20 protein-coding genes, 1 tRNA gene and 1 pseudogene are annotated in these 24,820 nt (G+C 68.6%); 13 read left to right on the top strand and 9 right to left on the bottom strand.

Annotated features, from left to right (window positions below):
• Positions 1–27: 27 nt before the first annotated feature.
• Positions 28–1,491 (top strand): PLP-dependent aminotransferase family protein, encoded by a 1,464-nt coding sequence (locus tag F8178_RS19835; RefSeq protein ID WP_317496372.1) that lies wholly within the window; start codon positions 28–30, stop codon positions 1,489–1,491.
• 9 nt (positions 1,492–1,500) lie between these two features.
• Here F8178_RS19835 and F8178_RS19830 read toward each other — a convergent pair whose 3' ends face one another.
• Complete coding sequence (locus tag F8178_RS19830; RefSeq protein ID WP_317496371.1) at positions 1,501–2,514, bottom strand: putative sulfate exporter family transporter; 1,014 nt, start codon at positions 2,512–2,514, stop codon at positions 1,501–1,503.
• 70 nt (positions 2,515–2,584) lie between these two features.
• On the opposite strand from F8178_RS19830, the gene F8178_RS19825 reads away from it, so the two are divergent.
• The 6 genes from F8178_RS19825 to F8178_RS19800 all read left to right on the top strand — a co-directional run bounded on the left by F8178_RS19825 (position 2,585) and on the right by F8178_RS19800 (position 10,572).
• Positions 2,585–3,481, top strand: a complete 897-nt coding sequence (locus F8178_RS19825; RefSeq protein ID WP_317496370.1) for a LysR family transcriptional regulator — start codon at positions 2,585–2,587, stop codon at positions 3,479–3,481.
• Positions 3,482–3,626: 145 nt separating this feature from the next.
• Complete coding sequence (locus tag F8178_RS19820; RefSeq protein ID WP_317496369.1) at positions 3,627–5,000, top strand: aspartate aminotransferase family protein; 1,374 nt, start codon at positions 3,627–3,629, stop codon at positions 4,998–5,000.
• 38 nt (positions 5,001–5,038) lie between these two features.
• Positions 5,039–6,154, top strand: coding sequence for an alanine dehydrogenase (gene ald / locus F8178_RS19815; RefSeq protein WP_317496368.1), 1,116 nt, complete (start codon positions 5,039–5,041; stop codon positions 6,152–6,154).
• Between the two features lie 48 nt (positions 6,155–6,202).
• Entirely contained in the window at positions 6,203–7,954 is a 1,752-nt protein-coding gene (gene xsc, locus F8178_RS19810) for a sulfoacetaldehyde acetyltransferase (protein WP_317496367.1), read from the top strand.
• A gap of 3 nt (positions 7,955–7,957) precedes the next feature.
• Complete coding sequence (locus tag F8178_RS19805) at positions 7,958–9,046, top strand: phosphotransacetylase (RefSeq protein ID WP_317496366.1); 1,089 nt, start codon at positions 7,958–7,960, stop codon at positions 9,044–9,046.
• Positions 9,046–10,572, top strand: a complete 1,527-nt coding sequence (locus tag F8178_RS19800; protein ID WP_317496385.1) for an APC family permease — start codon at positions 9,046–9,048, stop codon at positions 10,570–10,572. The genes F8178_RS19805 and F8178_RS19800 overlap by 1 nt, the downstream gene beginning before the upstream one ends.
• A 55-nt stretch (positions 10,573–10,627) precedes the next feature.
• On the opposite strand, the gene otsB is transcribed toward F8178_RS19800, so the two are convergent.
• The 3 genes from otsB to F8178_RS19785 form a co-directional block, all read right to left on the bottom strand.
• A complete protein-coding gene (gene otsB, locus F8178_RS19795; RefSeq protein ID WP_317496365.1) occupies positions 10,628–13,162 on the bottom strand; it encodes a trehalose-phosphatase in 2,535 nt (844 codons plus the stop codon).
• Positions 13,163–13,337: 175 nt separating this feature from the next.
• Entirely contained in the window at positions 13,338–14,762 is a 1,425-nt protein-coding gene (locus tag F8178_RS19790) for a trehalose-6-phosphate synthase (protein WP_317496364.1), read from the bottom strand.
• 123 nt (positions 14,763–14,885) lie between these two features.
• A complete protein-coding gene (locus tag F8178_RS19785) occupies positions 14,886–16,397 on the bottom strand; it encodes a threonine/serine exporter family protein (RefSeq protein WP_317496363.1) in 1,512 nt (503 codons plus the stop codon).
• A 241-nt stretch (positions 16,398–16,638) separates the two neighbouring features.
• Between F8178_RS19785 and F8178_RS19780 the strand changes: the two genes are divergently transcribed.
• A tRNA-Thr gene (locus tag F8178_RS19780) sits at positions 16,639–16,711 on the top strand.
• Between the two features lie 770 nt (positions 16,712–17,481).
• Here F8178_RS19780 and F8178_RS19775 read toward each other — a convergent pair.
• Both F8178_RS19775 and F8178_RS19770 read right to left on the bottom strand, forming a co-directional pair.
• A complete protein-coding gene (locus F8178_RS19775; protein ID WP_317496362.1) occupies positions 17,482–17,670 on the bottom strand; it encodes a DUF397 domain-containing protein in 189 nt (62 codons plus the stop codon).
• Positions 17,667–18,494, bottom strand: coding sequence for a helix-turn-helix transcriptional regulator (locus F8178_RS19770; RefSeq protein ID WP_317496361.1), 828 nt, complete (start codon positions 18,492–18,494; stop codon positions 17,667–17,669). Before F8178_RS19770 ends, F8178_RS19775 begins: the two co-directional genes overlap by 4 nt.
• A 146-nt stretch (positions 18,495–18,640) precedes the next feature.
• Between F8178_RS19770 and F8178_RS19765 the strand changes: the two genes are divergently transcribed.
• The 5 genes from F8178_RS19765 to F8178_RS19745 all read left to right on the top strand — a co-directional run bounded on the left by F8178_RS19765 (position 18,641) and on the right by F8178_RS19745 (position 22,124).
• A complete protein-coding gene (locus F8178_RS19765) occupies positions 18,641–18,808 on the top strand; it encodes a hypothetical protein (RefSeq protein ID WP_317496360.1) in 168 nt (55 codons plus the stop codon).
• 26 nt (positions 18,809–18,834) lie between these two features.
• On the top strand, positions 18,835–19,080 hold the full coding sequence (locus F8178_RS19760; protein ID WP_317496359.1) for a hypothetical protein: 246 nt from the start codon (positions 18,835–18,837) through the stop codon (positions 19,078–19,080).
• Entirely contained in the window at positions 19,077–19,208 is a 132-nt protein-coding gene (locus F8178_RS19755; protein WP_317496358.1) for a hypothetical protein, read from the top strand. The genes F8178_RS19760 and F8178_RS19755 overlap by 4 nt, the downstream gene beginning before the upstream one ends.
• 347 nt (positions 19,209–19,555) lie before the next feature.
• Complete coding sequence (locus F8178_RS19750) at positions 19,556–20,485, top strand: ABC transporter ATP-binding protein (protein ID WP_317496357.1); 930 nt, start codon at positions 19,556–19,558, stop codon at positions 20,483–20,485.
• Positions 20,475–22,124 carry an ABC transporter permease gene (locus F8178_RS19745; protein ID WP_317496356.1) on the top strand — a complete coding sequence of 550 codons (1,650 nt, stop codon included), beginning with the start codon at positions 20,475–20,477 and terminating at the stop codon, positions 22,122–22,124. Before F8178_RS19750 ends, F8178_RS19745 begins: the two co-directional genes overlap by 11 nt.
• A gap of 53 nt (positions 22,125–22,177) precedes the next feature.
• On the opposite strand, the gene F8178_RS19740 is transcribed toward F8178_RS19745, so the two are convergent.
• From F8178_RS19740 to F8178_RS20495, 3 genes and pseudogenes are all read right to left on the bottom strand, one after another.
• Complete coding sequence (locus F8178_RS19740) at positions 22,178–23,593, bottom strand: wax ester/triacylglycerol synthase family O-acyltransferase (protein WP_317496355.1); 1,416 nt, start codon at positions 23,591–23,593, stop codon at positions 22,178–22,180.
• A 238-nt stretch (positions 23,594–23,831) separates the two neighbouring features.
• On the bottom strand, positions 23,832–24,242 hold the full coding sequence (locus F8178_RS19735; RefSeq protein ID WP_317496354.1) for a hypothetical protein: 411 nt from the start codon (positions 24,240–24,242) through the stop codon (positions 23,832–23,834).
• 65 nt (positions 24,243–24,307) lie between these two features.
• Positions 24,308–24,778: pseudogene (locus tag F8178_RS20495) on the bottom strand (alpha/beta fold hydrolase); the annotation flags it as partial.
• Positions 24,779–24,820 lie beyond the last annotated feature (42 nt).

Genomic DNA, 24,820 nt, shown 5'->3' with positions numbered 1-24,820 from the left:
TGTGACCATCCAGTGGAGGAGCGACCGATGGGGCGCACGCTCGTCTCGATCGACCGCGATAGCCGCGAGCCTGTCTACCAGCAGCTGCGCAAGGCCCTCGAGCACGCCATAGCCACGGGGGCGTTGGATCCGAATCGGGCGTTGCCCTCCTCACGGGAGCTCGCCAGGGAGCTCGGCATCTCGCGCAACACGGCCAATACCGCGTACCAGGAGTTGCTGGCCGAGGGGTTCATCGAGTCGCGGCCGAGGCGCGGCGTGTTCGTGAACCCGGAAATGGTGCCGCACATGCAGCGGCAGGAGGGGGGCGCACACGGTGGTCGGGACGTCGAGTGGTCGCGTCATTTCCGCGGCAGGCCGGACGCACGTATGCCCGAGATCGCGAAGGTTACCGACTGGCACACCTACCCGTACCCTTTCGTCGCGGGACAGGTGGATCCGGCTTCGTTCCCCCGGCTGGCGTGGACGCGCGCCCTGCGGGATGCGCTCGAACCCCCGCACGTGCACTACAGCCTCCGTGACGGTATCGACGAGGACGACCCGATGCTGCTTGAGGCACTGTGCCGGGAGGTGCTTCCCACAAGGGGAATCGAGGTCGAGCCGGATCACGTACTGGTCACTCTCGGCTCGCAACAGGGGCTGGATCTGCTGGCGTACACGCTGGTCACCGACGGTGACTCGATCGGTGTCGAGGATCCGGGATACCCGGACGCCAGACACATCTTCGTTCGCGCCGGGGCGCGTATCGTGCCCTACCCCGTCGACACATCCGGCCTGATCCCACAGTCGAGTATGGATGATCTAGCCATGCTGCACGTCACGCCGAGCCACCACAGCCCGACGAACGTCACACTGTCGATCGGTAGGCGCAAGCAGCTGCTGTCCATGGCAGATCGGGCGGAGCTGTTGCTCGTGGAGGACGACTATGACAGCGAGTTCCGGTACCAGGGAAGCCCTACGCCTGCGTTGAAGGCGTTGCCCGGCAGTGACCGTGTGGTCTATCTGGGGACGTTCTCCAAGTTTCTCGCTCCCGGCTTGCGTCTCGGCTACCTCGTCGCCGATCCCGAGCTGATCCGCGAGCTGCGTGGGCAGCGGCGTTACCGGGTGCGGCACCCATCCGGGCACACTCAGCGCGCGATGGCGCTGTTCATCGACGGTGGTCAGTACCAGCGAACCGTGCGCAGGCGGCGCACCCAGTTGCAACGCAAGTGGCGCGCGTTGCGGGAGGCGTTGCAGGAGCACCTGCCGTGGCAGGTGGCGCCACCGCCGGGCGGGGTGAGCATCTGGGTGGATGGCCCGGCGGAGCTGGACGGCGTGCGGCTCGCGGAGCGGGCGTTACGGCGCGGGGTGGTGATCGAGCGTGGCGACGTGTTCTTCGCCGAACCCGGCCAGCACCGCCACCATATCCGGCTCGGCTTCGCCGCGATCGGTGAACAGTCCATAGCTCCCGGTGTGGCGCGCCTCGGCGAGACGGTACGCGAGGTACTCGGTTGAGCGGTGTGCTCACGCCAGCAGGTGCACCAGCATGGCTGCCGTGCCGCCGATCAGCAGCGTCGAGCACAGCCCGAGCAACAGGGCACGGGGGCCGGTACGCAGCAGCGCGCGCAGCCGCACGCCGGTGCCGAGCCCGAACAGCGCTCCAGCCAGCAGCAGGGTGGTGGCGAGCTCGGCGGCATCGAGCACGGTGGGCGGTACCAAGCCGGTGGCCCGTATCCCCACCATGGCCACGAACCCGAGCACGAACAGCGGGACGATCGGAGGGCGGCGACCACCCGCGCCGGACGTGGCGCGCCGCTCGACGACGCTCATCGTCGCGACGAGTGGCGCGAGCAGCAGCACCCGGCTGAGCTTGACGACCACAGCCGCGGTCACGGCCGCCCCACCAGCCGGGGCGGCCGCGGCGACGACCTGCCCCACCTCGTGCACGCTCAGCCCCGCCCACGCTCCGAGGTCCGCACCGGTGAGACCGAATGCCGGACCGAGCAGCGGCACCGCCACGATCGCGAGGCTGCCGTACAGCGTGACCAGCGCGATGGCGGTGGCCACGTCCTCGTCCCTGCGCCGCACCACGCTGGCCATCGCCGCGACGGCGGAAGCGCCGCAGATGGCGAATCCGGTGGCGACCAGGACCGACAGGCCCCGTTCCACGCGCAGCAGCCTGCCGAGCCCGAGCGTGCCCGCGAAGGTGATCGCCACGGTGAGTACGAGCGCGAGGACCGTTCCCGCCCCGAGCTGGAGCAGCTGCTGCAGCGCCAGCTGCAGGCCGAGCAGGACGATCCCGCCGCGAAGCAGCCATCGGGTGGCCTGCTGCACGCCCGGCATACCGTGGCGTGGCAGTGCGGGCAGGTTCCCGGCCGCGATCCCGAGCACGATCGCGGCCGTCAGTATCCCGACCACGGGTATCGCGAGAGTGACCAGGTACGACACCCCGACGCCGAGACCGGTGACCAGCAATCCCAGCAGGACCGGTGACCGGGTCGTGCCGCAGGTGAGGCGCTCGCGCTGCGTGAGGCTCATGGCTCCACGGTGTCGATGTCGAGCGCCTCGGGGTAGCCGCGATCGCCGCATGATGTCATAGTCTCCGGTTATGACCCGGCTTCCCGACCTCGACTCGTTGCGGTTGCTCGTGACCATCGGCGAGTGGGGCAGCATCGGCAAGGCAGCCGCCGCGCTGGGCGTCAGCCAGCCGTCGGCGAGCAAGCGGCTGTCTACTCTGGAGCGGCGGCTCGGCCTCGTCCTGGTCGACCGCACAAGGCGAGGAACCGAGCTCACCCCGGCGGGTCGCGTGATGTGTGGCTGGGCACAGCGTGTGCTGCACGAGCTCGACGGGCTGGTTACCGGGGCCGAGGCGCTGCGTTCCAAGCGGGACGCCGAGCTGCGGGTGGCCGCGAGCATGACGCTGGCCGAGCACCTCGTTCCGGTGTGGATCGGGGAGGTGCGCAGGGCGGAGCCGTCGCTGTACATCGGGTTGCAGGTGACCAATTCGGAGACGGTCGCAGAGCTGGTCACCTCCGGCGAGGTGGACGTGGGGTTCGTCGAATCCCCGGCCGCACCTGCCGAGCTGTCCACCCGCAAGGTGGCCACCGACCGGCTCGTCGTGGTGGTCGCTGCCACGCACCCGTGGGCACGACGGCGCAAGCCGCTGCGTGCCAGCGAACTGGTATCAGTACCGCTTGCGGTGCGCGAGCGCGGATCCGGCACCCGCGAGACGTTGGACCGGGCGCTGGAACGTGCCGGGGCCGGGCCGGTGGAGCCGCTGGTCGAGCTCGGCTCGGCGACGGCGGTGCGCAGCGCGGTCATCGCCGGTGCGGCGCCTGCCGTACTCAGCGAGCTGGCGGTCGCGGGCGATCTCGTGGAAGGCAGGCTGGTGGAAGTCACCGTCGCAGACCTTGACCTGCGTCGCACCCTGCGAGCCGTCTGGCCATCGGGTCGCAAGTTGGTCGGTCCCGCAGCGGAACTACTCGCGGTCGCCACACGCGGCTGACCGCGAGCGCGAGCCATCTGGCACCCCCGAAATCGCAGCATTCTGGATCTGTTGCGGGTCCTGTTCCTGCCGCACAGTGGTTGCCATCACAGCTGCCAGCACGGCAGCCAGGCAGCGGATAGGACGGCGGCATGGAGGGATCCGGATGAACCGGCCAGGTATCAGAGAGAAGGCGCAGCGACACCTGTTCCCGCACTTCACCCGAGGCGCGGTGTGGCGATCCCCGGAGCTGCCCGTGATCACCGGGGCCGAGGGCTGCTACCTCTACGACGATCGTGGTCGCCGCTTCCTTGACGGGCTGTCCGGGCTGTTCTGCGTGAACCTCGGGCACGGCCGGACCGACATCGCGGCGGCGGCCACCAAGCAGATGGAGTCGCTTTCCTACTGGACGAACTGGTCGGCGGCCCATCCCGCCTCGGCCGAGGCCGCTGCGGTGATCGCCGAGCTGGCGCCGGGTGATCTCGACACCGTGTTCTTCGTGAACTCCGGTTCCGAGGCGGTGGAATCGGCCGTGAAGTTCGCCCGCCAGTACCACCGCAGCCAGGGCCAGCCACAACGAACCAAGATCATCGCCCGCGACATGGCCTATCACGGCACCACGCTCGGTGCCCTCGCTGTCACCGGCATCGACAAGTACAAGGAACCTTTCGGACCGCTCATGCCGGGTGTCCGGCATGTACCCAACACGCTCGGCGCGGTCACCGACGAGGGTGGCAGCGCCGCCGACCTGCCCTGTGTCGAGGCGATCGTCGCGGCGATCGAGGAGGAAGGGCCGGAGACCGTGGCGGCACTCGTGGCCGAGCCGGTGCAGAACGCCCGTGGTGCGCTCGTCCCGCCGGAGGGCTACTGGCGTCAGCTGCGCAGGATCTGTGACCGCTACGGCATCCTGCTGGTCGCCGACGAGGTGATCTGCGCGTACGGCAGGCTCGGCGCGTGGTTCGGTAGCGAGAAGTACGGGGTCGTGCCCGATCTGATCACCTTCGCCAAGGGCGCGACATCGGGCTACGCACCGCTGGGTGGGGTGCTGCTCCGTGGCGGGCTCGCCACGGCGTTGCTGGACTCGCCGCTGGCAGGGACCTTCACTCACGGGGCGACCTGGGGTGGGCACCCGGTGTCCACAGCGGTCGCGGTGGCGAACCTCAGCGCGGTACGCGACGAGGACGTCATCGGCAACGTGCGGCGGCTGGAACCGATGTTCCAGCAAGGGTTGACAGGTATCGCCGAAGCCCACGACTGCGTGGCGGAGTGGCGCGGCACCGGGTTCTTCTACGCCGTCGAGTTCACCGGAAGCCGGTCGACCGGCCGCCCGCTGACCGATGTGGAGTCGGCCGAGATCCTGCAGCGCGTCATCCCGCGGGCGATGACCGGCGCGGGCCTGATCACCAGGCCGGACGATCGCGGCGCCACGATGCTCATGCTCTCGCCGCCGCTCGTCGCCGACGCGGGCGTGATCGACGAGCTACTGCACCAGGTCGACACCGTGGCAGGCGCGGTCGACGACTACCTGCGCACACGCTGAGCGCAACCAACGAAAGCGCAAAGAGACGAGGTCACGAGATGCGGATTGGCATACCTCGCGAGGTGAAGAACCACGAGTACCGCGTGGCGATCACGCCGGCAGGCGTGCACGAGCTCACCGCGCAGGGCCACGAGGTGATCGTGGAGCGCGGTGCGGGCGAGGGCTCTGCCGTCGCCGACGACGACTACGCGGGCGCAGGCGCCAAGCTGGAGGAATCGGCCGACGAGCTGTGGGCGCGCTCCGAGATGGTGCTCAAGGTCAAGGAACCGGTGGCCGAGGAGTACCACCGCCTCCGCGAGGACCTGGTGTTGTTCACGTTCCTCCACCTGGCGGCTTCCAGGGAATGCACCGAAGCGCTGTTGTCGGCGGGGACCACGGCGATCGCGTACGAGACCGTGCAGTACCCGGACGGCAGGCTGCCGCTGCTCTACCCGATGAGCGAGGTCGCCGGGTGTCTCGCGCCGCAGGCGGGCGCTCACGCGCTGCGCAGGGCCGAGGGTGGCCGGGGACTGCTACTCGGCGGCGTGTCAGGGGTGCGGCCCGCGAGCGTGGTGGTGATCGGTGCCGGGGTCGCGGGAACCAACGCGATCGCCATGGCCACCGGAATGTGGGCGGACGTCACCGTACTGGACACCAATGTGGACAAAGTGCGGGCGCTGGATCGGAGGTACAACGGGAGGATCACTACCATCGCGGCGAACTCGCTAGAGGTCGAGCAGGCGGTGCTCGGTGCGGACCTGGTGATCGGCGCCGTGTTGCTGCCGGGCGCCAGGGCGCCCCGACTGGTCAGCAACGAGCTGGTCAGCAGGATGAAGCCGGGAAGCGTACTTGTCGACATATCGATCGACCAGGGCGGGTGCTTCGAGGACTCGCAGCCGACCACGCACGCGGAACCGACGTTCCGGGTTCACGACAGCCTCCTCTACTGCGTCACGAACATGCCGGGCGCCGTGCCCAACACGTCGACCTACGCGCTGACCAACGTGACCTTGCCGTACGTCACCGCGATCGCGAATCGCGGTTGGCGGGAGGCGTCGCGTACCGATCCGGCGCTCGCGGGCGGGCTCAACACCCACGACGGCAACCTCACCAGCGAACCGGTGGCCGATGCGCACGGGTTGCCGCACCTGCCCGTCGCGGACGCCATCAGCTAGTGCCCCGGAGCACGAGAAACCGACACGATCGAGGAGGAGCTTGTGACCATGACCGACAGCGGTGGAGCAGACGCCCGAAGCGGATACGGCCCGACCAAGATGACCTCGAGCGAGGCCTTTGTGGAGAGCCTGGTCGCTGAGGGTGTGACGAAGGTTCCGGGGATCGTGGGTTCGGCGTTCATGGACGCGCTGGACCTGTTCCCCGCCGCGGGGATCGATTTCGTATCGGTGGCCCACGAACAGAACGCGGTGCACATGGCCGATGGCTATGCCAGGGTGCGTAACGAGCCATCGCTGGTGATCTCGCAGAACGGTCCGGGCATCACCAACTTCGTCACCGGGGTCGCCGCGGCGTACTGGGCGCATACGCCGATGGTTGTGGTAACCCCGTCGGCGGGGAGTATGGGTGTGGGACTCGGCGGGTTCCAGGAGACCGAGCAGCTGCCGATCTTCTCGAAGATCACCAAGTGGCAGGTGCAGGTGAACCGTCCTGAGCGGATGGCCGAGCTGATGCGGCGGGCGTTCTACATCGCCAAAGCGGAGTCCGGTCCGGTGCAGGTCGATATCCCGCGCGACTACTTCTACGGCGACGCGGAGTACGAGATCTTCCCGTCGGCGACGGTCCGCCGGGGAGCGGGCACCGCGGAACAGGTCGCCGAGGCGGCCAGGTTGCTGTCCGAGGCCAGCAACCCGGTGATCGTCTCCGGTGGTGGGGTGGTGCAGGCCGACGGTGTTGCCGAGGTCGCCGAGCTCGCCGACTACCTGTCCGCTCCGGTGGCCAACTCCTACCTGCACAATGATTCTTTCCCGCACAGCCACGAGCTGGCGGTTGGGCCGCTGGGGTATCAGGGTTCGAAGGCGGCGATGCGGTTGATCAGCGAGGCCGATGTGGTGCTCGCGCTCGGCTGCAGGCTCGGCCCGTTCGGCACGCTGCCGCAGCACGGCATCGACTACTGGCCTGCGGGCGCCAAGATCATTCAGGTCGATGTGGACCACCGGGTGCTCGGGCTGAGCAAGAAGATCAGCATGGGTATCGCCGGGGACGCGAAGGCCACCGCGAGCGCCATGCTGGAGGCGCTGCGGGCCGAGCCAGGTCAACGTGGCAGGGACGAGCGGCGGATCGCGCGGATCGCCGAGGAGAAGGCGAGCTGGGCCGAGGAGCTGGCCTCGTGGTCGTCGGCTTCCGGCGAGCCGCTGTCGCCACGGCGGGCGTTGTCGCTGGTCCGGGATGCCATGCCTGCCGATGCCATCGTGTCCACCGACATCGGCAACATCTGCTCGGTATCCAACTCCTACCTGCACTTCAACAACCCGCGACGGTTCCTGGCCGCGATGAGCTTCGGCAACTGCGGCTACGCCTACCCGACAGCGCTCGGCGCGAAGCTGGCCGCGCCGGACACCCCGGTGATGGCCTATGTCGGCGATGGCGCGTGGGGCATGAGCATGGCCGAGGTGCTCACCGCTGCTCGGCACGGCATCCCGGTGGTGGCGGTGGTGTGGAACAACCGCCAGTGGGGCGCGGAGAAGAAGAACCAGATCGACTTCTACGACGACCGCTTCGTCGGGACCAATCTGGACAACCCGAACTTCGCCGAGGTCGCCAAGACCATGGGTGCCGAGGGCATCACCATCTCGGCCGAGAACGAGGTGCGGGCGGGTATCACCGAGGCGTTCTCGCTCGGCAAACCCGTGGTCGTCAACATCGACGTGGATTCGAGCGAGCTGGGCGAGCCCTTCCGCAGGGACGCGCTGCGTACCCCGGTGCGCTACCTACCCAAGTACCAGCACCTGAACGGATGAGCCGTGGTCACCGAGGCTGTGAACATCTCTCGCGGCGGGGCAGGCGCGTACTGGCTGGCTCGCTGGTGCGCCGGTCTCGCGGGACACGGCGTGCGGGTCGCCCTGGCCGATGGCCACGACCCGCGTGTGGCAGCCGCCGCGGCCTCGCTCGTCGAGGCAGGCATCACCCCGGTCGTGGTCGGCACACGGCGGGAGGTCGCCTCGGCGGCCCGGGCGGCCGGGGTCGCCACGCTCGTCGGCATCGAGACGGTCTCGCCCGCCGAACTGTCCGAGGGGGCGGCGGGCGCCGTACTCGACGATCGGCTGGCCACCGCCGATCGGGACAGGGCCGAGCAATGGCGCTCGGACCCACTGTTCCTGGCGGCGGCGATGGTGCCTGCGGGGCATGCCGACGCGTGCGTGGCAGGCAGCACCCGGCCGACAGCCGACGTGCTGCGTGCGGCGTTGCGGGTGGTGGGCACGGCGCCGGGGGCGACATGCGTGACCAGCAGCTTCCTGATGGTGCTTCCGGATGGCCGGGCGCTGGCGTACGCCGACTGCGCGGTCATCCCGGAACCGGACACCGAGCAGCTGGCCGAGATCGCGATCGCCACCGGCCGTACCTACACGACACTGACCGGGAATGACCCAGCGGTGGCGATGCTGTCGTTTTCCACCAAGGGCAGTGCCCGGCACGCGAGCGCCGAGCTGGTCCGCGCGGCGACGCAGCTGGTGCGCGAGCGGGAGCCTGGGCTGGTCATCGACGGCGAACTGCAGTTCGACGCCGCACTGATCTCGGAAATCGGGCAGGCGAAGGCAGGTGGCTCCGCGGTGGCGGGCCGCGCGAACGTCTTCGTCTTCCCCAACCTCGCGGCCGGAAACATCGGCTACAAGATCACCGAACGGCTCGGCGGGGCCATGGCCTACGGACCGATCCTGCAAGGCCTGGCCATGCCGGTGAACGATCTCTCCCGCGGCTGCGGTAGCGACGACATCGTCACTGTTGCCGCGATCAGCGCGTTACAGGCCCGTGCAGGCGTCGCCGCGCACGCGAGCCTTACCCAGTGCAGTATGGCAAGGGAACCGTGGGGTTCCCGAAGGCGAGGCACGTGATGGAACCACACACGTCACCCGGCAGCGAGGCCGGGGCAACGAAGACTGGGGTAGGCAGGACACAGCTGTCCAGGACGCTCAAGCCCAGCTGGGTCTGGGCCATCGCCCTGGGCTCGGCCGTGGGGTGGGGAGCTTTCGTGCTCCCCACCGACTGGATGGCCACAGCAGGGCCGCTCGGTGCGATCCTCGGATTCCTCATCGGTGGCGCGCTCATGCTCGTCATCGCCGTCAGCTACGGGTTTCTCATCAAGAGCTTCCCGGTGTGCGGCGGAGAGTTCGCCTACGCGCTCAACGGGTTCGGGAGGAAGCACGCGTTCCTGTGCGGTTGGTTCCTGACATTGGGATACATGTGCATCGTGGCGCTGAACGCCTCGGCGCTGGCGTTGCTGAGCCGCTTCGTGCTGCCACAGGTAGCCGAGCGCGGTCGGCTGTTCGAGATCGCGGGCTGGGACGTCTACCTCGGTGAGGTGCTCATCGCCAGCGCGGCGATCGTGATCTTCGCGCTGCTCAACATCCGGGGCGCGTCGCTGTCCGGGCGGTTGCAGTACATCTTCGTGCTCATCATGATCGCGGGCGTGGCACTGCTCGGGCTCGGCGTGCTGCTGCATTCCGAATCGCAGTGGTCCAACATCACCCCGACGTTCGCCCTCGAGGTTCCCGCGTGGACGGCGGTGCTGGCGATCGTGGCGATCGCCCCGTGGGCATACGTCGGGTTCGACAACGTGCCGCAGGCGGCGGAGGAGTACAACTTCTCCCCGGCGAAGGCTTTCCGGCTGATCGTCTTCGCGATCCTGGCTGCAGCGGTGATCTACTCGGTGATGATCCTGGCGACCGCGGCCGCCACGCCGTGGACCGAGCTGGCCGCTGGCGACCCCCGGTGGGGCACCGGTGACGCGATCGCTGGCCTGTTCGGCGGCGCTGGCGTGATGCTGCTCGCGCTGTCGGTGTCGATGGGTATCTGCACCGGGCTGAACGGGTTCACCGTCGCCGCCAGCCGGCTGCTGTTCGCGATGGGGCGCGCGCGGATGATCCCCGGCGGGTTCGCCAAGCTGCACCCGCGTTACGCCACGCCGTACGTGGGGATCGCCTTCACCGTGGCGCTGTGCCTGGTCGCACCCTGGTTCGGCCGCGAGGTACTGCTCTGGATCGTCGACATGTCGGCGATCGGTGTGACCATTGCCTACACCTACGCCTGCCTGGCCGCGTTCAAGCGGTTCAGGGGCGTCGACACCGCAGGCCAGCCCGTCGGTTCGACGGCCAAGCAGGCGACCAGTCTCGCAGGCGCCGTGATCGGCCTGACGTTCTTGGCGCTGCTGGTGACTCCCGGTTCGCCTGCGGCGTTCGGTCCGGAATCGGCGATCGCGCTGCTGATCTGGATCGTGCTCGGCGTGTTGTTCTACATCGGTCGGTTCAGGGAGAACACCGCACTGTCCGATGCGGAGCTCGATTACCTGGTGTTCGGCAACGGGGGTTCGCAGGGTGCGGCCCAGCGCACCTCGGAGGAACTGCAGGACAGCAGCCCATGAGCGCGTGAGGATCCTTGGGTGGTGCGGGGCACGGGCCGGTGCCCCGCACCACCGGTCATCCCTCCTTGGACAGCAGCGAGGCGCAGCGGATCAGGCCGAGATGCGAGTACGCCTGCGGGTGGTTGCCGAGCGAGCGTTCGGCGACGGGGTCGTACTGTTCGGACAGCAACCCAGTCGGCCCCGCCGCACCGGTGAGCTGCTCGAACAGCTCCTCGGCCTCGGTCCGGCGCCCGGTGAGCAGGTAGGCCTCGATCATCCACGCGGCGCAGAGGTGGAACCCCCCTTCCTCACCGGGCAGGCCGTCGTCCCTGCGGTAGCGGTAGACGGTGGAGCCGCTGCGTAGTTCCGACTCGATGGCGGTGACCGTGGACTGGAACCGCTCGTCGGTGGGGTCGATCAGACCGGAAAGGCCGACGAACAGAGAGGCGGCATCCAGGTCGGTGCCGTCGTAGGCGGTGGTGAACGCCCGCACCTCGGGGTTCCAGCCGTTCGTGAGCACGTCGGCCGCGATCTCGTCCCGCAACGTGTACCAGTTCTGCGGGATCTCCCGATCGTGCCGCACGCCGAGCTTGATGGCACGGTCGATCGTGGTCCAGCACATCACCCGCGAGTACACACGGTGCCGGGGCACGCTGCGTTCCTCCCACACCCCGTGGTCGGGTTCGGACCAGCGCCTGCTGACGGCCTCGGCCATCGCGCGAACCAGCTGCCAGTCCGTGTCGTGCAGCTCGCCGCGTAACTCGGCGAGATCGACGACGAGCTCCACGACCGGGCCGAACACGTCCAGCTGCACCTGATGGTTGGCGAGGTTGCCGACGCGGACCGGACGGGATCCGGCGTAGCCGGGAAGCGAGTCGATGACGGCCTCGGCGCCCGACTGCACACCGGCCAGCGTGTAGAGGGGGTGAAGGCGTTCCGGGCCGGGCAGGGTCGCCAGCACCCCGTGGAGCCAGCGCAGGTAGCCCTCGGCCTCCTCGACGGAACCGAGCGCCACGAGTTCGCGCACCGTCATGGCGGCGTCGCGGATCCAGCAGAACCGGTAGTCCCAGTTGCGGACGCCGCCGATCTCCTCCGGTAGCGACGTGGTCGCCGCGGCGAGCACCCCGCCGGTCTCGGTGTCGGTCAACCCGCGCAGGGTCAGGGCGGAGCGGGTCACCAGCTCGGGCTCCCTGGCGGGCAGCTTCAGGGTCGAGGCCCAGTTGCTCCAGTAGGCGCCCGCGCGCTGCCTGCGCTCGAACTCGGTCAGCTCGTGCGGCCCGAGGTCGGTGGTGCCGCAGCGCAGCTCCAGGATCACGGGCTCGTCGGGCATCGGGTGCACCACCGCGTGGGCCGTGTCATTGATCCCGTCCGAGGTGATCTCCCAGTCGACGCCGGGCGAGCGCAGCACGAACGGCTCGGAAGTGCCCAATACGCGCAGGCCGTCGGCCTCGGGCACGATCCGCACCGGAACACCGCCGAACTCGGGGCGCGGGCAGAAGACCACGTCGGCGGGGACCTCTCCGGAGATCACCCGCACGAGGTCGGTGCGGTGTGTGGCGCACTCGGGCTCCAGGTAGTCGGTGACCAGCAGGCGTGACCACCGCGTCTCCACGGTCATGGTGTTGGGGAGGTACCGCTGGCCGAGCGGGAGGCCGTTGCGCTCCGGTTTGATCGAGAAATGCCCGGCGCTCTGCCCGCCGAGGAGGTCGGCGAACACCGCGGGCGCGTCCGGACCGGGATGGCACAGCCAGGTGACCTTGGCGTCCGGGGTGAGCAGCGCGACGGAACGCTCATTGGCGAGCATGGTCAGCCGCTCGATCGGAGATGCCTGCTCGCCGTAGAGCCAGTTGCGCCGCTCCTCGACCAGGAAGGCGAGCACCGTGGCCACGTCGACGGTGTCAGCGACTTGGTAGTGGGCCAGCGACTCGTTCTCGCCCACCTTGATGCCGAGGTCGGGGCCGGACAGCCGTGCGAAGGCTTTCTCGTCGGTGACGTCGTCGCCGAGGAACACCGCAGCGGTGGCGCCGACCTGGTGGCGCAGGATGTCCAGCGCGTTGCCCTTGTCCGTCGGCACCACTGACAGCTCCACCACCGCCTTGCCGTCGGTTGCGGTGACGCCTTCCCAGGTGCAGGGGCCGTCGTGGACGGCGTCGAGCACGCGCTGCGCGTCGGCCTCGCTCGCCCCCCGCACGTGCACGGCAACGCTGGCCGGCTTGATCTCGAGCGTCACCCCGGGGATCTCGTCCGCGATGTGGGTGAGTTCCCGCTCCAACTTGCTGTGCAGCTCGCGGGCCGCCGGGTCGAGCTCGTGCACGAAGCCGATGTCGAACTCCGAGCCGTGGCTTCCCACCAGATGCACCTCGACCGGCAGCCGGGAGAGCGTGGCCAGATCGCGAAGCGCCCGCCCGGAGATCACCGCCGTGGTCGTCTCGTGCAGGCTCGCCAGAGACCGCAGCGCGCCGACGGATTCGTTGTGTGGCCGGGCCTGCTCGGGCTTGTCCACGATCGGCGCGAGGGTGCCGTCGTAGTCGCAGGCGATGAGCAGGCGCGGGGTCCGCGCGATGTTCATGATGGCTCGCCGCAGGTCGGCGGGCAGTGCCTCGGCGGTCAACGCGCCTCCAACAGGTGTCTCAACCAGTTGCCGGATGTCTATTCAATAGTCGGGTCGTTCCTCACGTGCAGCCGACCGTGCATGCACGGCCTGCCGACCGCCGGACTGTCACCCGCACTATCGCAGCGAAAGGTGGTGGCTGCCCGCATGCTGCGGGCAAGTCCTGCCGGCGGCTCTAGGAAACGCCCTGTGAGGCCCCGAGCGCGTCCAGGAACGAACGGGCCCACCGGTCGACGTCATGGGTGAGTACCTGACGTCGGAGGGCACGCATCCTGCGGCGGCTCTCGGCCTCGTCGAGCGTAATAGCCCTGTGCAGGGCGCTCTTCACCCCGTCCAGATCATGGGGATTGACGAGCAATGCGCTGGTCAGCTCGGCTGCGGCGCCTGCGAACTCGGAGAGTACCAGCGCCCCTCGCTGGTCGTGGCGGCAGGCGACGTACTCCTTGCACACCAGGTTCATGCCATCCCTCAGCGGGGTGACCACCATGACGTCCGCGGCGCGGAAGAAGGCGGCGAGCTCGCTACGGTTGACCGACTGGTGTAGGTAGTGCACCACCGGCCTGCCGACCCGGCCGAACTCGCCGTTGATCCGACTGACGATGCGCTCGATGTCCGCGCGCATCTGCTGGTAGTGCTCGACCCGCTCGCGGCTCGGGGTAGCAAGCTGCAGGAACGCCACGTCCTCCGGCGGCACGAGCCCTTCCTGCAGCAGCTCGTGCAATGCCTGCAGCCTGAGGTCGATGCCCTTGGTGTAATCCAGCCGGTCCACGCCGAGCAGGACTACCTTGGGGTTGCCGAGCGACTCCCGCACCTCGGTGGCTCGCCTGGCCACCTGGGGCTTGCGTGAGAGCGTGTCCAGCCCGGTGGAATCGATGGAGATCGGGAACGCACCGACCCGCACGACCCGATCCTCGACCTGTACCCAGCCGGGGCGGGAACGGACCCCGACCGCGGCTTTGGTCGGGTCGAGGTTGAGCAGCTGGCGCGCCAGCCAGAGGAAGTTCTGCGCACCACCTGGACGGTGGAATCCCACCAGGTCGGCACCGAGCAGCCCGCGGACGATGTCGGCACGCCACGGCATCTGCATGAATAGCTCGACCGGGGGAAACGGGATGTGAAGAAAGAATCCGATACGTAGATCGGGACGCATCTCGCGGAGCATGGAGGGCACCAGTTGCAGCTGGTAGTCCTGTACCCACACGGTGGCGCCCTGCCCGGCGACCTTCGCGCTTTCGTCGGCGAAACGCTGGTTCACCTGGACGTAAGTTTCCCACCAGGAACGGTCGAACACGGGGCGCTGCACCACGTCGTGGTAGAGCGGCCAGAGCGTTGCGTTGGCGAACCCCTCGTAGTACTCGCCGATCTCGTTCGCGCTCAGCGGCACCGGATGCAGCAGCAGTCCCTCGTCGGAGAACGGTTCGACCTCCACATCCGGTATTCCTGGCCAGCCGATCCACGCGCCCTTGCGTGCGCGCAGGTAGGGTTCCAGCGCCGAGACCAGACCGCCGGGACTCTGGGTCCAGCGCTGCGAACCATCGGCGCTTCTGACCAGATCTACCGGTAATCGGTTGGCCACGACGACGAAATCCGGGCCGCTCACAAGCGAACCTCCTCTCTTCTGTTGTTGTGACGCTGTTCCCAGCCTAGTCGTTTTCTCTGCAGGTTATGCACGATCGAGCACCCGCAAGCCATCGCAGGAGTGCCCCGATGGGCGGGAAGGCCGCTACTCGATCCGCCGCTTGGTTGGCCGGAGCGGTCCGGCGAGCCGAGGCCCGGCGAGCTTGCGTTCGAGCCTGCCGAGCTTGGTACGGACCGGCTGGGCGAGGTACTCGCCGAGCACCACCCCGGCGGCCAGCGACAGCCCGACCGCGATAGCACTCATGAGGGTGGTGATGTCCCCGGTCTGTAGTACGGCCAGCTCGTACAGCCCTCGGTAGGTCAGCAAACCGGGCAGCAGGGGCGTGATACCGGAAACGGCGACCACCAGCGGCGCGACTTTCAGCCGCCGCGCCATCAGCCCGCCGCAAAAGCCGAGTACGGTGGCGGCGACCGCGGTCGCCACGATCTGGTCGGCCTCGAACAGCCGCAACGTGTGGAACACGCCCGCGCCGACCGCCCCTGCCGCGGCGGCGACCAGCATCGGTCGTAGCCGCGAGTAGCTGGCCAGCGCGAAGAAACCCGCCGTGCTCGCACCCGCGACGGTCATCAGGGGCAGGCTTTCCGGAGTGGGGATCACCGACGGCGGCAGTGGGTGCCCGTCGAAGCCGAGTGCCACGGCTGCCTGGAACGCGATCACCACGCCGGTGAGCAGCCCGGCACTCATCATCGCCACCTCGGTGGCCCTGCCCGCGGCCGTGACGTGGTAGCCGGTGATCGCGTCCTGCACCGTGGACACAGTGGCCAGCCCGGACAGCAACACGGTGATCGCGGCCGCGGCCACGAACGAGGGGCGGTGGAACCAACCCACGTCGACGGTGATGGCACCCAACGCGATCAACGTGGCGATGAACGACCCGGCGACCTGCTGGAAGAACACCGGCAACGCGTACCGGTTGAGCAACCTGCCAACCCGGTCGATGGCGGCGCTGGTGAGAAAGGCCAGCAACGCGGTAGCAGCTCCGGCCCCGATCAGCACGGCGACGCTGGCCGCCATGCCACCCAGCGCGAGGGTAGCCAGCCAGCGGGGGTACGGGTGCGGGGCCGCCGCGATGCGGCGCAGCTCGGTGTAGGCCGCTTCCGCGCTGATCTGGCCCCGCGTGATCTGGCGGATGAGCTGCTCGACCGCGGTGAGCCTGCTGTAGTCGAGGCTGCGGAAGCGCACCACACGCAGCGCCGTCACCGGGGCCGTGTCGGTGCCTCGATGGCAGGTCACGCTGATAGAGGTGTAGATGACGTCCACCTCGCAGTGCGGCAGCCCGAGCGCGTCGGTGACCGCGAGGATCGTGGCCGTCACGTCGGAGGCGCCCGCCCCGGTCGACATCTGGATCTCGCCGATGCGCAGCGAGAGATCCAGCACGAAATGGACGGTGTTGTCATCGGGCAGCGACGGCCCCATGGCGGCTTCGGTCGGGGTGCTCGGCTGCTCACCGACCGGGGCTTCGAGGATGCTCCATGCGCGTCGGGGTTCGGATCCCGTCCTGGCCGTCCTGTCGCCGCCCTGACTGTCGGACGGCGGTTCGAGGATGTGCCACGCCCGCTTGCGGTACTTGGCGCCCCTGCGAGGGCTGATCTTCACGGTGTCACCTCCTTACGGGCGTGCCTTCCTGGGCGGACGGCCACGTGTCATTGTTCGCCACAGGGGCGCTGTTCGCAGTCCCGGTATCGACGTTCCCGCAGGGCATCGTGGTTATGCCAGCCACTGTTGCATGCGGCGAGTGTGTCGTCGATCACCCGAGGATCGCGGGTGAGCAGGAGGGCGTTCACGGGCGCGCCTGCGGCCCGGCTTACCATGGGTGACGCGCGCCGGATGGGCGCATGCCGCCTTAGCTCAGTTGGCAGAGCAACGGTCTTGTAAACCGTAGGTCAGGGGTTCGAGTCCCCTAGGCGGCTCAGGGTGTGACCGTGGGGGTAGGAGCCGCAAAAGCTCGACCGTCATACGTCATTGCCTAGGAAGTGTCTGCCGCGCTAGACAACTATCCATTTTCTCAGGCAGTTGTCTGCCAGCATAGACACATGGACTTGACGCGGCCCTACGCCGACGTCGTCGCGACCAACGCCATCCACGCCGCGATCGCGGCCGCGGACGCGATCTGCTGCAGCGCACTCAGAGAACGCTCGGCAACGCATTGGGTCGCTGCCTGGACCGCAAGACCCAAGCCGCCTACGAATCCCGCGACATCGCCACCACCGATGCAGTCGCCTGCGTACGATTCGCCACTCAACTCGTCGACGCCGCCCGCACACGAATTCAGCCAACCTAGACAGTTCTCGGCCTGCGCGCGACCCGTCACCCGCGAAACTGCGGAGAGCGACGCCTCCGCGGCGCAGGATGTGGCCCACCACCGCCTGACCCAGGACGCCGGACATCGGCTTGGCTCCAGTGACTCCAGAGGTCGCCTGCGTGACCAAAGTTGCTGGTAGAAGCCCTGGTCGCCGCTGTCGCACACACTTGTGAACCGCAGGTCAGGGGTTCGAGTCCCCTAGGCGCTCCAGCGATGACCTGCACCGGAGCAACCTCCGGGCTGGGCACGCCGTAGGCCGTGTGCAAACGCGTAGCAGATCAGCTCACGAGACTCCACTACCGGACACTCACGCCAGGCCCCGGATAGAGCACGACGCCCCCGCCGATACTTGAGCGGAGGCGTCGTGGTTGTTGGCCTTTACTGTTCGCGCACGCTCGCGGTGAACGCGCGCCACGCGGCGAACGGCACGCTCAACGTGCCGCCCTGGCGATCTTTGGTGTCGCGCACACGGGCGCGAGACGGGTCGAGAGCGAGCTCGACGCATGCTGTTTCGCGGGCGCTGTAGCTGGACTTGCGCCATCTTTCGTTGCCAGTGTGTAAGGTCACCGTGTCGTCTCCAATTCTCGAACGGCGGACGCGATGAGCTCGGCGGAGTCAGCCGGGCTCATCGCTGCCTCATCTCGGAGGGTATCCGCTGCCTTCCGGTAATCCTCGACGTCGTGGTCGTTGTACACGAAGGCGCTGCTCGCCCAGTGCTCCACGTGCACGATGGCGGGGGAGTGCTCGAACTCGTACAGGATGAATGGTCCGGCGAGACCGGGGTGCATGCCGTTGCCCATAGGTACCACTTGCACGGTAACGTTGCGCGGTACGTCCAACAGGTTCGACAGCTGGTGCGCCATCACCTCGCGGCCGCCGATGACCTGGCGTAACGCGGGCTCGCCGATGATCGCGTGAAACCGTACGGGGTCGCGCCGAGTGAGCACATCGCGCCGCGCCAGGCGCAGCGTGAGCAAGCCTTGATCAGGTCCGATGACTTCCCGTGCGTACTCGGTGGTCTGCAACAGCCCAGGGATCATCCACGGGATCCACTCGGTGATCGTGGTCGCGGTGCGCTCGCACTCCATGACGCCCTCGAGCTGCTGCGACGCGCCCGGAATGCCGACAGTGAGCCAGTCGGTCTTGCTGGCATCGCGGGAGAGTTCGAGGATCCGCTCGCGCTCCTCACCCGAGACGCCGACAGCGGCGAGGTAGCCGCCCACGTCCTCCGGTCGCGGAACGCGCCGACCGGTCTCCCAGTAGCTGATCGTCGAGTGTTGGATGTTGAGCCGTCGAGCCAGCTCGCGCACGCTGAGACTCGCTGTCTCGCGTGCCTGTCGCAGCGCGGCTGCGAGCGCCCGTGCCCTCGGGGTTCCTGTGGTCGCAGTCATGAACCACAGCCTACAAACTGTAGTCAATCCGTCACCACACGAACGGGGCATTGTGGTGCTGTTCTGCGAACACAGAGTCTGATCACAGCCAATGGTCAGCGACCACATGGCAATGTCGAAACCGCCGTACCGGATAGCGAGTGATCATGACCTGGTTCGCGTTTTACCTGCTGGGCATCTTCGCCCTGCCGCTCCTGGTTCTCGTGCCGTGGCAGCGCATCCGGGACGAGGTGATGCGCCGGAGATGGCGTCACGATCCGCGGCCGCGCATGGTGCGTTCCGGCCACGGTTACGAGCTGGATCGGGGATTGTGATGGTGCAGCTGCCGACCTATGGGTGGATGCCGCAGATCCCGGAGGATATCCGGCGCCTGCCCGCGCACTGGATCGCACCGGGCACGCCGAAGGAGCAGCTGCACCAGGGCCGGGGGTATCCGTCGGCCTGCGGTCAGGCGTACTGCCTGCCGATCTATGGGTGGGACCGCCTGTCCCGCATCTACGCGCACGAGGCCTGCGCCGACTGCGTCGCGCTGGCGCCCTACCCGCCCCGCACCCCCATCCGCCACGAACCCGGGAGCCTGCCATGAGCTGGTGGTACCGAGGCGACGGCACCATCGTCGTCCACGACGAAGCCTACGGCGAAGTCCACATCATCCGCCCCGACGACCCCGACCACCCCAACAACGCCGACAACCACGGGGAGGACGGGAACTAAGACCGGCCGGGCGCGGCCCTTCCCCTCCCGCAGCGCCCGGCCACCCCACCCCGGCGGGTACGTGGCCGCGCCCCGACCCCCACGTACCCGCCGGGTGCCACCCCATCAGCGGATTCCGATCGTGATATAGCCCTATCCATGACGAGCTATGGAACATGCTGTGCATGTTCCGGTTGCTTCGAAGCGGCGGGGTCATGTGAGGTCATGGCCAACCTGTCGGCCGGGCGGAAGCAGCGTCGGCGCGATCCAAGGTCCCGCGCTCCCCGTCCGAAAGACGTCCTACCGCCCCTGTCACAAGGGACCTTGGTGACTACCTGCGTGCGGCGCGGATGCGTAGCTTCGGCGCCGTGACGACCGCGATCTCAGTAGCCGGGCTGGCCAAGTCGTTCGGCCGGACGCGCGCCTTGGACGGGCTCGACCTCACCGTCGCCACCGGTGAGGTTCACGGCTTCCTCGGCCCCAACGGGGCAGGCAAGACGACCACGTTGCGGATCTTGCTCGGTTTGCTGCGGGCCGATGCCGGTACCGCGACGGTCCTCGGTGGGGACCCGTGGCGCGATGCGGTTGCGCTGCACCGCAGGCTGGCCTACGTTCCTGGCGATGTGGAGCTGTGGCCGAACCTCACCGGCGGCGAGATCATCGACCTGCTCGGCAGGCTCACCGGTGGCCTGGACCCGAGTCGCAGGGCGATGCTGCTGGAGCGGTTCGATCTGGACCCGACGAAGAAGGGCCGTACGTACTCCAAGGGCAACCGGCAGAAGGTCGCCCTTGTCGCGGCGCTGGCTTCGGATGCCGAGCTGCTGCTGCTCGACGAGCCCACCGCCGGGCTCGATCCGCTGATGGAAGCCGTCTTCCAGGACTGCATCCGCGAGTTCCGGGCGTCCGGCGGGACCGTGCTGCTCTCCAGCCATATCCTGGCGCAGGTCGAGGTACTCGCCGATCGGGTCTCGATCATCCGCCAGGGCGTGGTGGTCGAGAGCGGAACGCTTCGCGAGCTGCGCCACCTGACCCGTACCACCATCACCGCCGAGACGGCGCAGCCGTCTGCGAACCTGGCCGGGCTGGCGGGCGTGCACGACCTGGAGCTCACCGACGGCCAGGTCCGGTTCGACGTCGACGCTGACAGCTTGGACACGGTGGTGCGTCGATTGGGCGCACTCGGGGTGCGCATGCTGGTGGCGCATCCGCCCACCCTCGAACAGCTGCTGCTGCGTCACTACGGCGACGACCTCGCACGCGCAGGCGGCGAGAACACCGGGGACGGTCATGACAGCTGACGTCGTCGCCCGCGGCACCCGCTCACCGGCCGAGCCGCTCGCCGCGACCGGTGCGCTGATCCGCCTCATCCTGCGTCGGGACCGCATCCGGCTGGGCGTCTGGATCGGCGCGATCGCGGGGTTTACGGTGTTGTTCGCCGCAGCGCTGCCCGGGGTGTATGCCGACGAGAGCGAACGCCAGGCCCGTGCCGCGCTGATCGGCAACCCGGGAGTCCGGGCGTTCGCGGGCCCGGGGTACGGCCTCGACGACTACACCTTCGGCGCGATGCTGGCCCAGGAGTATCTCAGTTTCACCGCGATCTTCGTGGCCTTGATGGCCTTCCTGCTGGTGGCGCGCTACACGCGAGTCGAGGAGGAGACGGGCCGTGCCGAGCTGGTCCGCGCCGGAGTGGTCGGGCGCCACGCGCACGCCACGGCCGCGCTGGTGGTGGTCGGCGGTGCCGGCCTCACCGTCGGTGCCCTGATCGCGATCGGACTGGGGTCGCTCGGGATGGAGGGCGCGACCTGGCCGAGCTCGTGGCTGTTCGGTATGTCGCTGGCCTCGATCGGTCTGGTGTTCGCCGCGATCGCCGCGCTCACCGCGCAGCTCACCGAGCACGGTCGCGGTGCGGCTGGCCTGGCTGGTGCGTTGTTCGCCGGGGCCTACCTGGTACGGGCCGCCGGGGACATGGCCGAAGTCGGCGGGGGCTGGTTGTCGTGGTTCTCGCCGATCGGTTGGGCCCAGCAGACGCGGGTGTACGTCGCGGACCGGTGGTGGCCGCTGTTGCTGTCGGTCGCGCTGACGGTAATGCTGGCGGCGCTCGCGTACTGGCTGTCGACGAGGCGGGACCTCGCGGCCGCCCTCCGGCGCCCGCGTCCCGGGCCGGCCACGGCCTCCCGCTGGCTGTCCGGCCCGTTCCGGCTCGCCGCGCGTCTGCACCGTGCCAGCGTGCTGTGGTGGAGTGCCGGGGTCTTCCTGTTCGCGCTGGGATACGGCTCCCTCGCCGGTGAGGTCGAGCGCTTCATCACCGAGCTCGCCACCATCGATGAATGGATCGCGGGTATCGGTGGTCAGACGATGATCGAGTCGTTTCTCGGAGTCATCGTGTTGATGATCGCGGTGGCTGTTGCGGCGTTCGCGATCCTGACGGTGCAACGACCGGCAGGGGAGGAGGGCACCGGCCGGGTCGAGCCGGTGCTGGCTGCGGCGACCTCCCGTACCCGGTGGCTCGGTAGCCACGTCGCCGTTGCCCTCGCAGGCAGTGCCCTGCTCATGCTGCTTGGCGGACTCGGTCTGGGGCTCAGCGCATCGGCGGCCCTCGGTGACCCGGAGATCGTGCCGAAGCTGATCAGGGCCGGGTTGGTGTACCTGCCCGCGATCTGGCTCACCGTAGCGACAGCGGTCGCGCTGTTCGGTCTGTCCTCCCGTGCGGTCGGGTGGGCGTGGGTGATCGTGGCTTACTCCGGAGTGATCGTGATCTTCGGTGACCTGCTGGGCCTGCCGGACTGGGTGGTCCGCCTCTCTCCCTTCGGCCACACGCCGCTGCTCCCGGCCGAGGACCTTCGCTGGGCGCCGCTGGTATGGCTCACCGTGCTCGCCGCGGCGCTGCTCGCCGCGGGGTTGGTCGCGTTCCGCAGGCGCGACGTCGCGGCGACATGATGTAGGCGGACCTCGGGCGTGCTCGCACGCTGCGCCCGCTCGTGCGCGACGGCTCATCCCGTCGCGATGTCACCGGTGGGTGCGTGGGACTCACCGCGCGGGCGGCGCAGCACCAGGCGTGTCGCCTGAACCAGCTCGGCGATGCCGGACTCGATCTCGGTGCTCAACAGGGTGGTTTCCGGCGCGGTGCGGTAGTCCGCCGTGATCCCGAACGTGAGTCGGTCGTGGTAGCTCATCATCGCGACACCGATCCGCAGCCGCAGCGCGATCGGCGCGATCGGCCAGATCTCCACGATCGGCCTGCCGAACAGGGACAAGGGAACGTCGGGTCCACGCACGTTGGTCGCCAGGGTGACGATACTGCGCTGCGGCAGCCTGCCGATCAACCTGACCAGCCACGAGATCAGTGCTGACGGCGCACGTTCGGCGATGGTGATGATGGACGCACGGGCCTCGGACTCATGGCCGGACTTCACCGCGTTCAGCCGCGCGCGTACCTCGTTCAGCCGATGCACGGGGTCAGCGATCTCGACCGGTAGGTGGGCGGTCATGATGGACAGTCGGTTGTCGAGTACCCTTCCGGCGTCGCCTGGCCGCATGGATACCGGCACCATGGCGCGAACCGCGTCGGCGGGTGGATGTTCACCCCGGTTGATCAGCAGGGTCCGTAGCGCCCGCGTGACGGCGGCCAGCGCCACGTCGTTGACCGTGGCGCCGAATGCCGCGCCGATCTCGCGCGCGTCGTCGAGCGATACCCGCGCCACGCTGTAGCGGCGGGCGCGCCCGATCGGGCCGAGCAGTGACGTCGGTGTCGAGGGCCTCACCAAGCCGGTCACGAGCCGCTGAGCGCCGCTGATGACGTCGGGAAGGGATCGGATTACCCCGAGGGGTAGGTTCACCACACTGGTTACCGAGTCCACAATGTCATGTCGGAGCCCTCGTGCTCGGCACTGCGGCATGCTGATGACCGGTGCGGATTCCTGTACTTGACCCTGGTCCGCGAAGAAGTCGTACAGCCGCTGTCCCGCGATCCCATCGGCGAGGCAGTGATGCACTTTCATCACCACCGCCCAGTGGCCACCCGTCAGCCCCTCGACGATCCAGCATTCCCACAGTGGATGGTCACGATCCAGCCGCTGCTCCATGACTCGCGCGACGAAGCAGCACAAAGTTGCGTCATCACCGGGAGCGGGCAGCGCTGCGCGGCGGACGTGATAGCTCAGATCGAACTCCGGGTCATCCGCCCACGCGGGACGGATGACATCCAGCGGTGCACGGCGTACCCGCTGGCCGAACCGAGGCACCGCCGCCAGTCGCTCGCCGAGCGCGCTCAGGAGCTCGGCCTGACCGGGTGCGGGGCCGTCTAGCACCGTCACGGCCCCGATCGCGAGTGACACGTGTGGGTCCGCGTCCTCGACCTCGAGAAATGCCGCATCCAGCGCGCTCAGGTACTCCATGCCGTCTCGCATCAGTCACCGGTGCCGACGAACCGCCACCTTCGTTCCGGGATGAGCTTCCGTGAGGCTGCACCGGCACGGCAGCGGATGAACAGGGTCGGAAGATGTCGGGTAGACGGGACTAAGGCCCCGAAGCGTGCCGCGCCGGGATGGCCACGCCCTCACCGCGCCAGGCGCGGACCCGGCGACGGGAGCTCGACGGATGCCGCCAGGCGTCACACAGCGTCAGCGGATGCCGTCGCCTCGGCCGTCATGCCCCGTTGGCGACAGGTGTAGCGTCGCCGACGACGTGGTCGCGTGCCGCGGCGAGCACGTTGGTGATGACCTCGCCGAACCGTGCTGGTTCCGCGAGTAGCCATGAATGATTGCCCGGCACGGTGACACAATGAGGATCCCCGGCGGCCGCGGCCAATGACGCGGCGGACGTCGCGGGAATCACGTCGTCACGCGTACTCCACACGATCACGACGGGCAGCCGCCGCTTCTTCAACCGCTGCAGCTCGGCGGTCAGGTCCGCGGTACGGGCGATGCGCCCCATCCGCCACATTCTCGCGGGGTGACGCAGCACGTTCGGGACACCGTCGCGGAGTACGACCGGAAGCACTCGGGTGAGCTGCCGCATCGGCAACAGATCGGCCTGTAGGTGCAGCCCCAGTCCCACAGCGGCCGTTCCCGCATTGCCCGTAACACGCCGTTGTGTTCCGTCCACGCCGACCCGCCGATCGAGTTCACCAGCACCAGCCGCCCGACCAGCCCTTCATGATCGTGTGCGGCACGGATGGCCACACCGCCACCGAACGAGTGACCGACAAGCGCGACCGGCGGCGGCCCATCGACCGTGCGGACGAACTCGGCGACCCAGCGCCCATGACCGGCCAGGCTGAGCTCACCGGCCTGGTGCGGCGTGCTGTCGCCGAAGCCGGGCAGCGTGGGTGCGTACACCCGAAACCCACCGGCGACAAGGTGTGCGAGCGCGGTGCCGTACGTGCGGTTGGTCAGTCCCCAGCCGTGCAGGAACACTACACTCGGCCCACTACCACCGCACAGGTACCGTGTCGGGCTGCCGGCGACATCGACGGTACGCCACTGCAACCCGGGTATCGGTGCGTTTCCCCCCGTTACCGTTTTCGCGGCTCCTTGATCGAGGGGCTCCTGGTCTCCAGGCCCGGCATGACTGATGCCCCCAGTCGAGTGCATGATCCGGGGGGTGGTGTCACCGGGCTTGGTGCATCGCTGGAT

The organism is Haloechinothrix sp. LS1_15 (assembly GCF_033042135.1).
Taxonomy (GTDB): domain Bacteria; phylum Actinomycetota; class Actinomycetes; order Mycobacteriales; family Pseudonocardiaceae; genus Haloechinothrix.
This window is presented reverse-complemented; position numbering and strand designations above follow the sequence as displayed.

Bases quoted from the DNA above. Each gene is read 5' to 3' on its own strand.
- F8178_RS19745 (WP_317496356.1), top strand. From the start codon at position 20,475: ATGACAGCTGACGTCGTCGCCCGCGGCACCCGCTCACCGGCCGAGCCG.
- F8178_RS19800 (WP_317496385.1), top strand. From the start codon at position 9,046: ATGGAACCACACACGTCACCCGGCAGCGAGGCCGGGGCAACGAAGACT.
- xsc (WP_317496367.1), top strand. From the start codon at position 6,203: ATGACCGACAGCGGTGGAGCAGACGCCCGAAGCGGATACGGCCCGACC.
- F8178_RS19825 (WP_317496370.1), top strand. From the start codon at position 2,585: ATGACCCGGCTTCCCGACCTCGACTCGTTGCGGTTGCTCGTGACCATC.
- F8178_RS19820 (WP_317496369.1), top strand. From the start codon at position 3,627: ATGAACCGGCCAGGTATCAGAGAGAAGGCGCAGCGACACCTGTTCCCG.
- F8178_RS19760 (WP_317496359.1), top strand. From the start codon at position 18,835: ATGCCGCAGATCCCGGAGGATATCCGGCGCCTGCCCGCGCACTGGATC.
- F8178_RS19835 (WP_317496372.1), top strand. From the start codon at position 28: ATGGGGCGCACGCTCGTCTCGATCGACCGCGATAGCCGCGAGCCTGTC.
- F8178_RS19830 (WP_317496371.1), bottom strand. From the start codon at position 2,514: ATGAGCCTCACGCAGCGCGAGCGCCTCACCTGCGGCACGACCCGGTCA.
- F8178_RS19740 (WP_317496355.1), bottom strand. From the start codon at position 23,593: ATGCGAGACGGCATGGAGTACCTGAGCGCGCTGGATGCGGCATTTCTC.
- F8178_RS19755 (WP_317496358.1), top strand. From the start codon at position 19,077: ATGAGCTGGTGGTACCGAGGCGACGGCACCATCGTCGTCCACGACGAA.
- F8178_RS19770 (WP_317496361.1), bottom strand. From the start codon at position 18,494: ATGACTGCGACCACAGGAACCCCGAGGGCACGGGCGCTCGCAGCCGCG.
- F8178_RS19765 (WP_317496360.1), top strand. From the start codon at position 18,641: ATGACCTGGTTCGCGTTTTACCTGCTGGGCATCTTCGCCCTGCCGCTC.
- ald (WP_317496368.1), top strand. From the start codon at position 5,039: ATGCGGATTGGCATACCTCGCGAGGTGAAGAACCACGAGTACCGCGTG.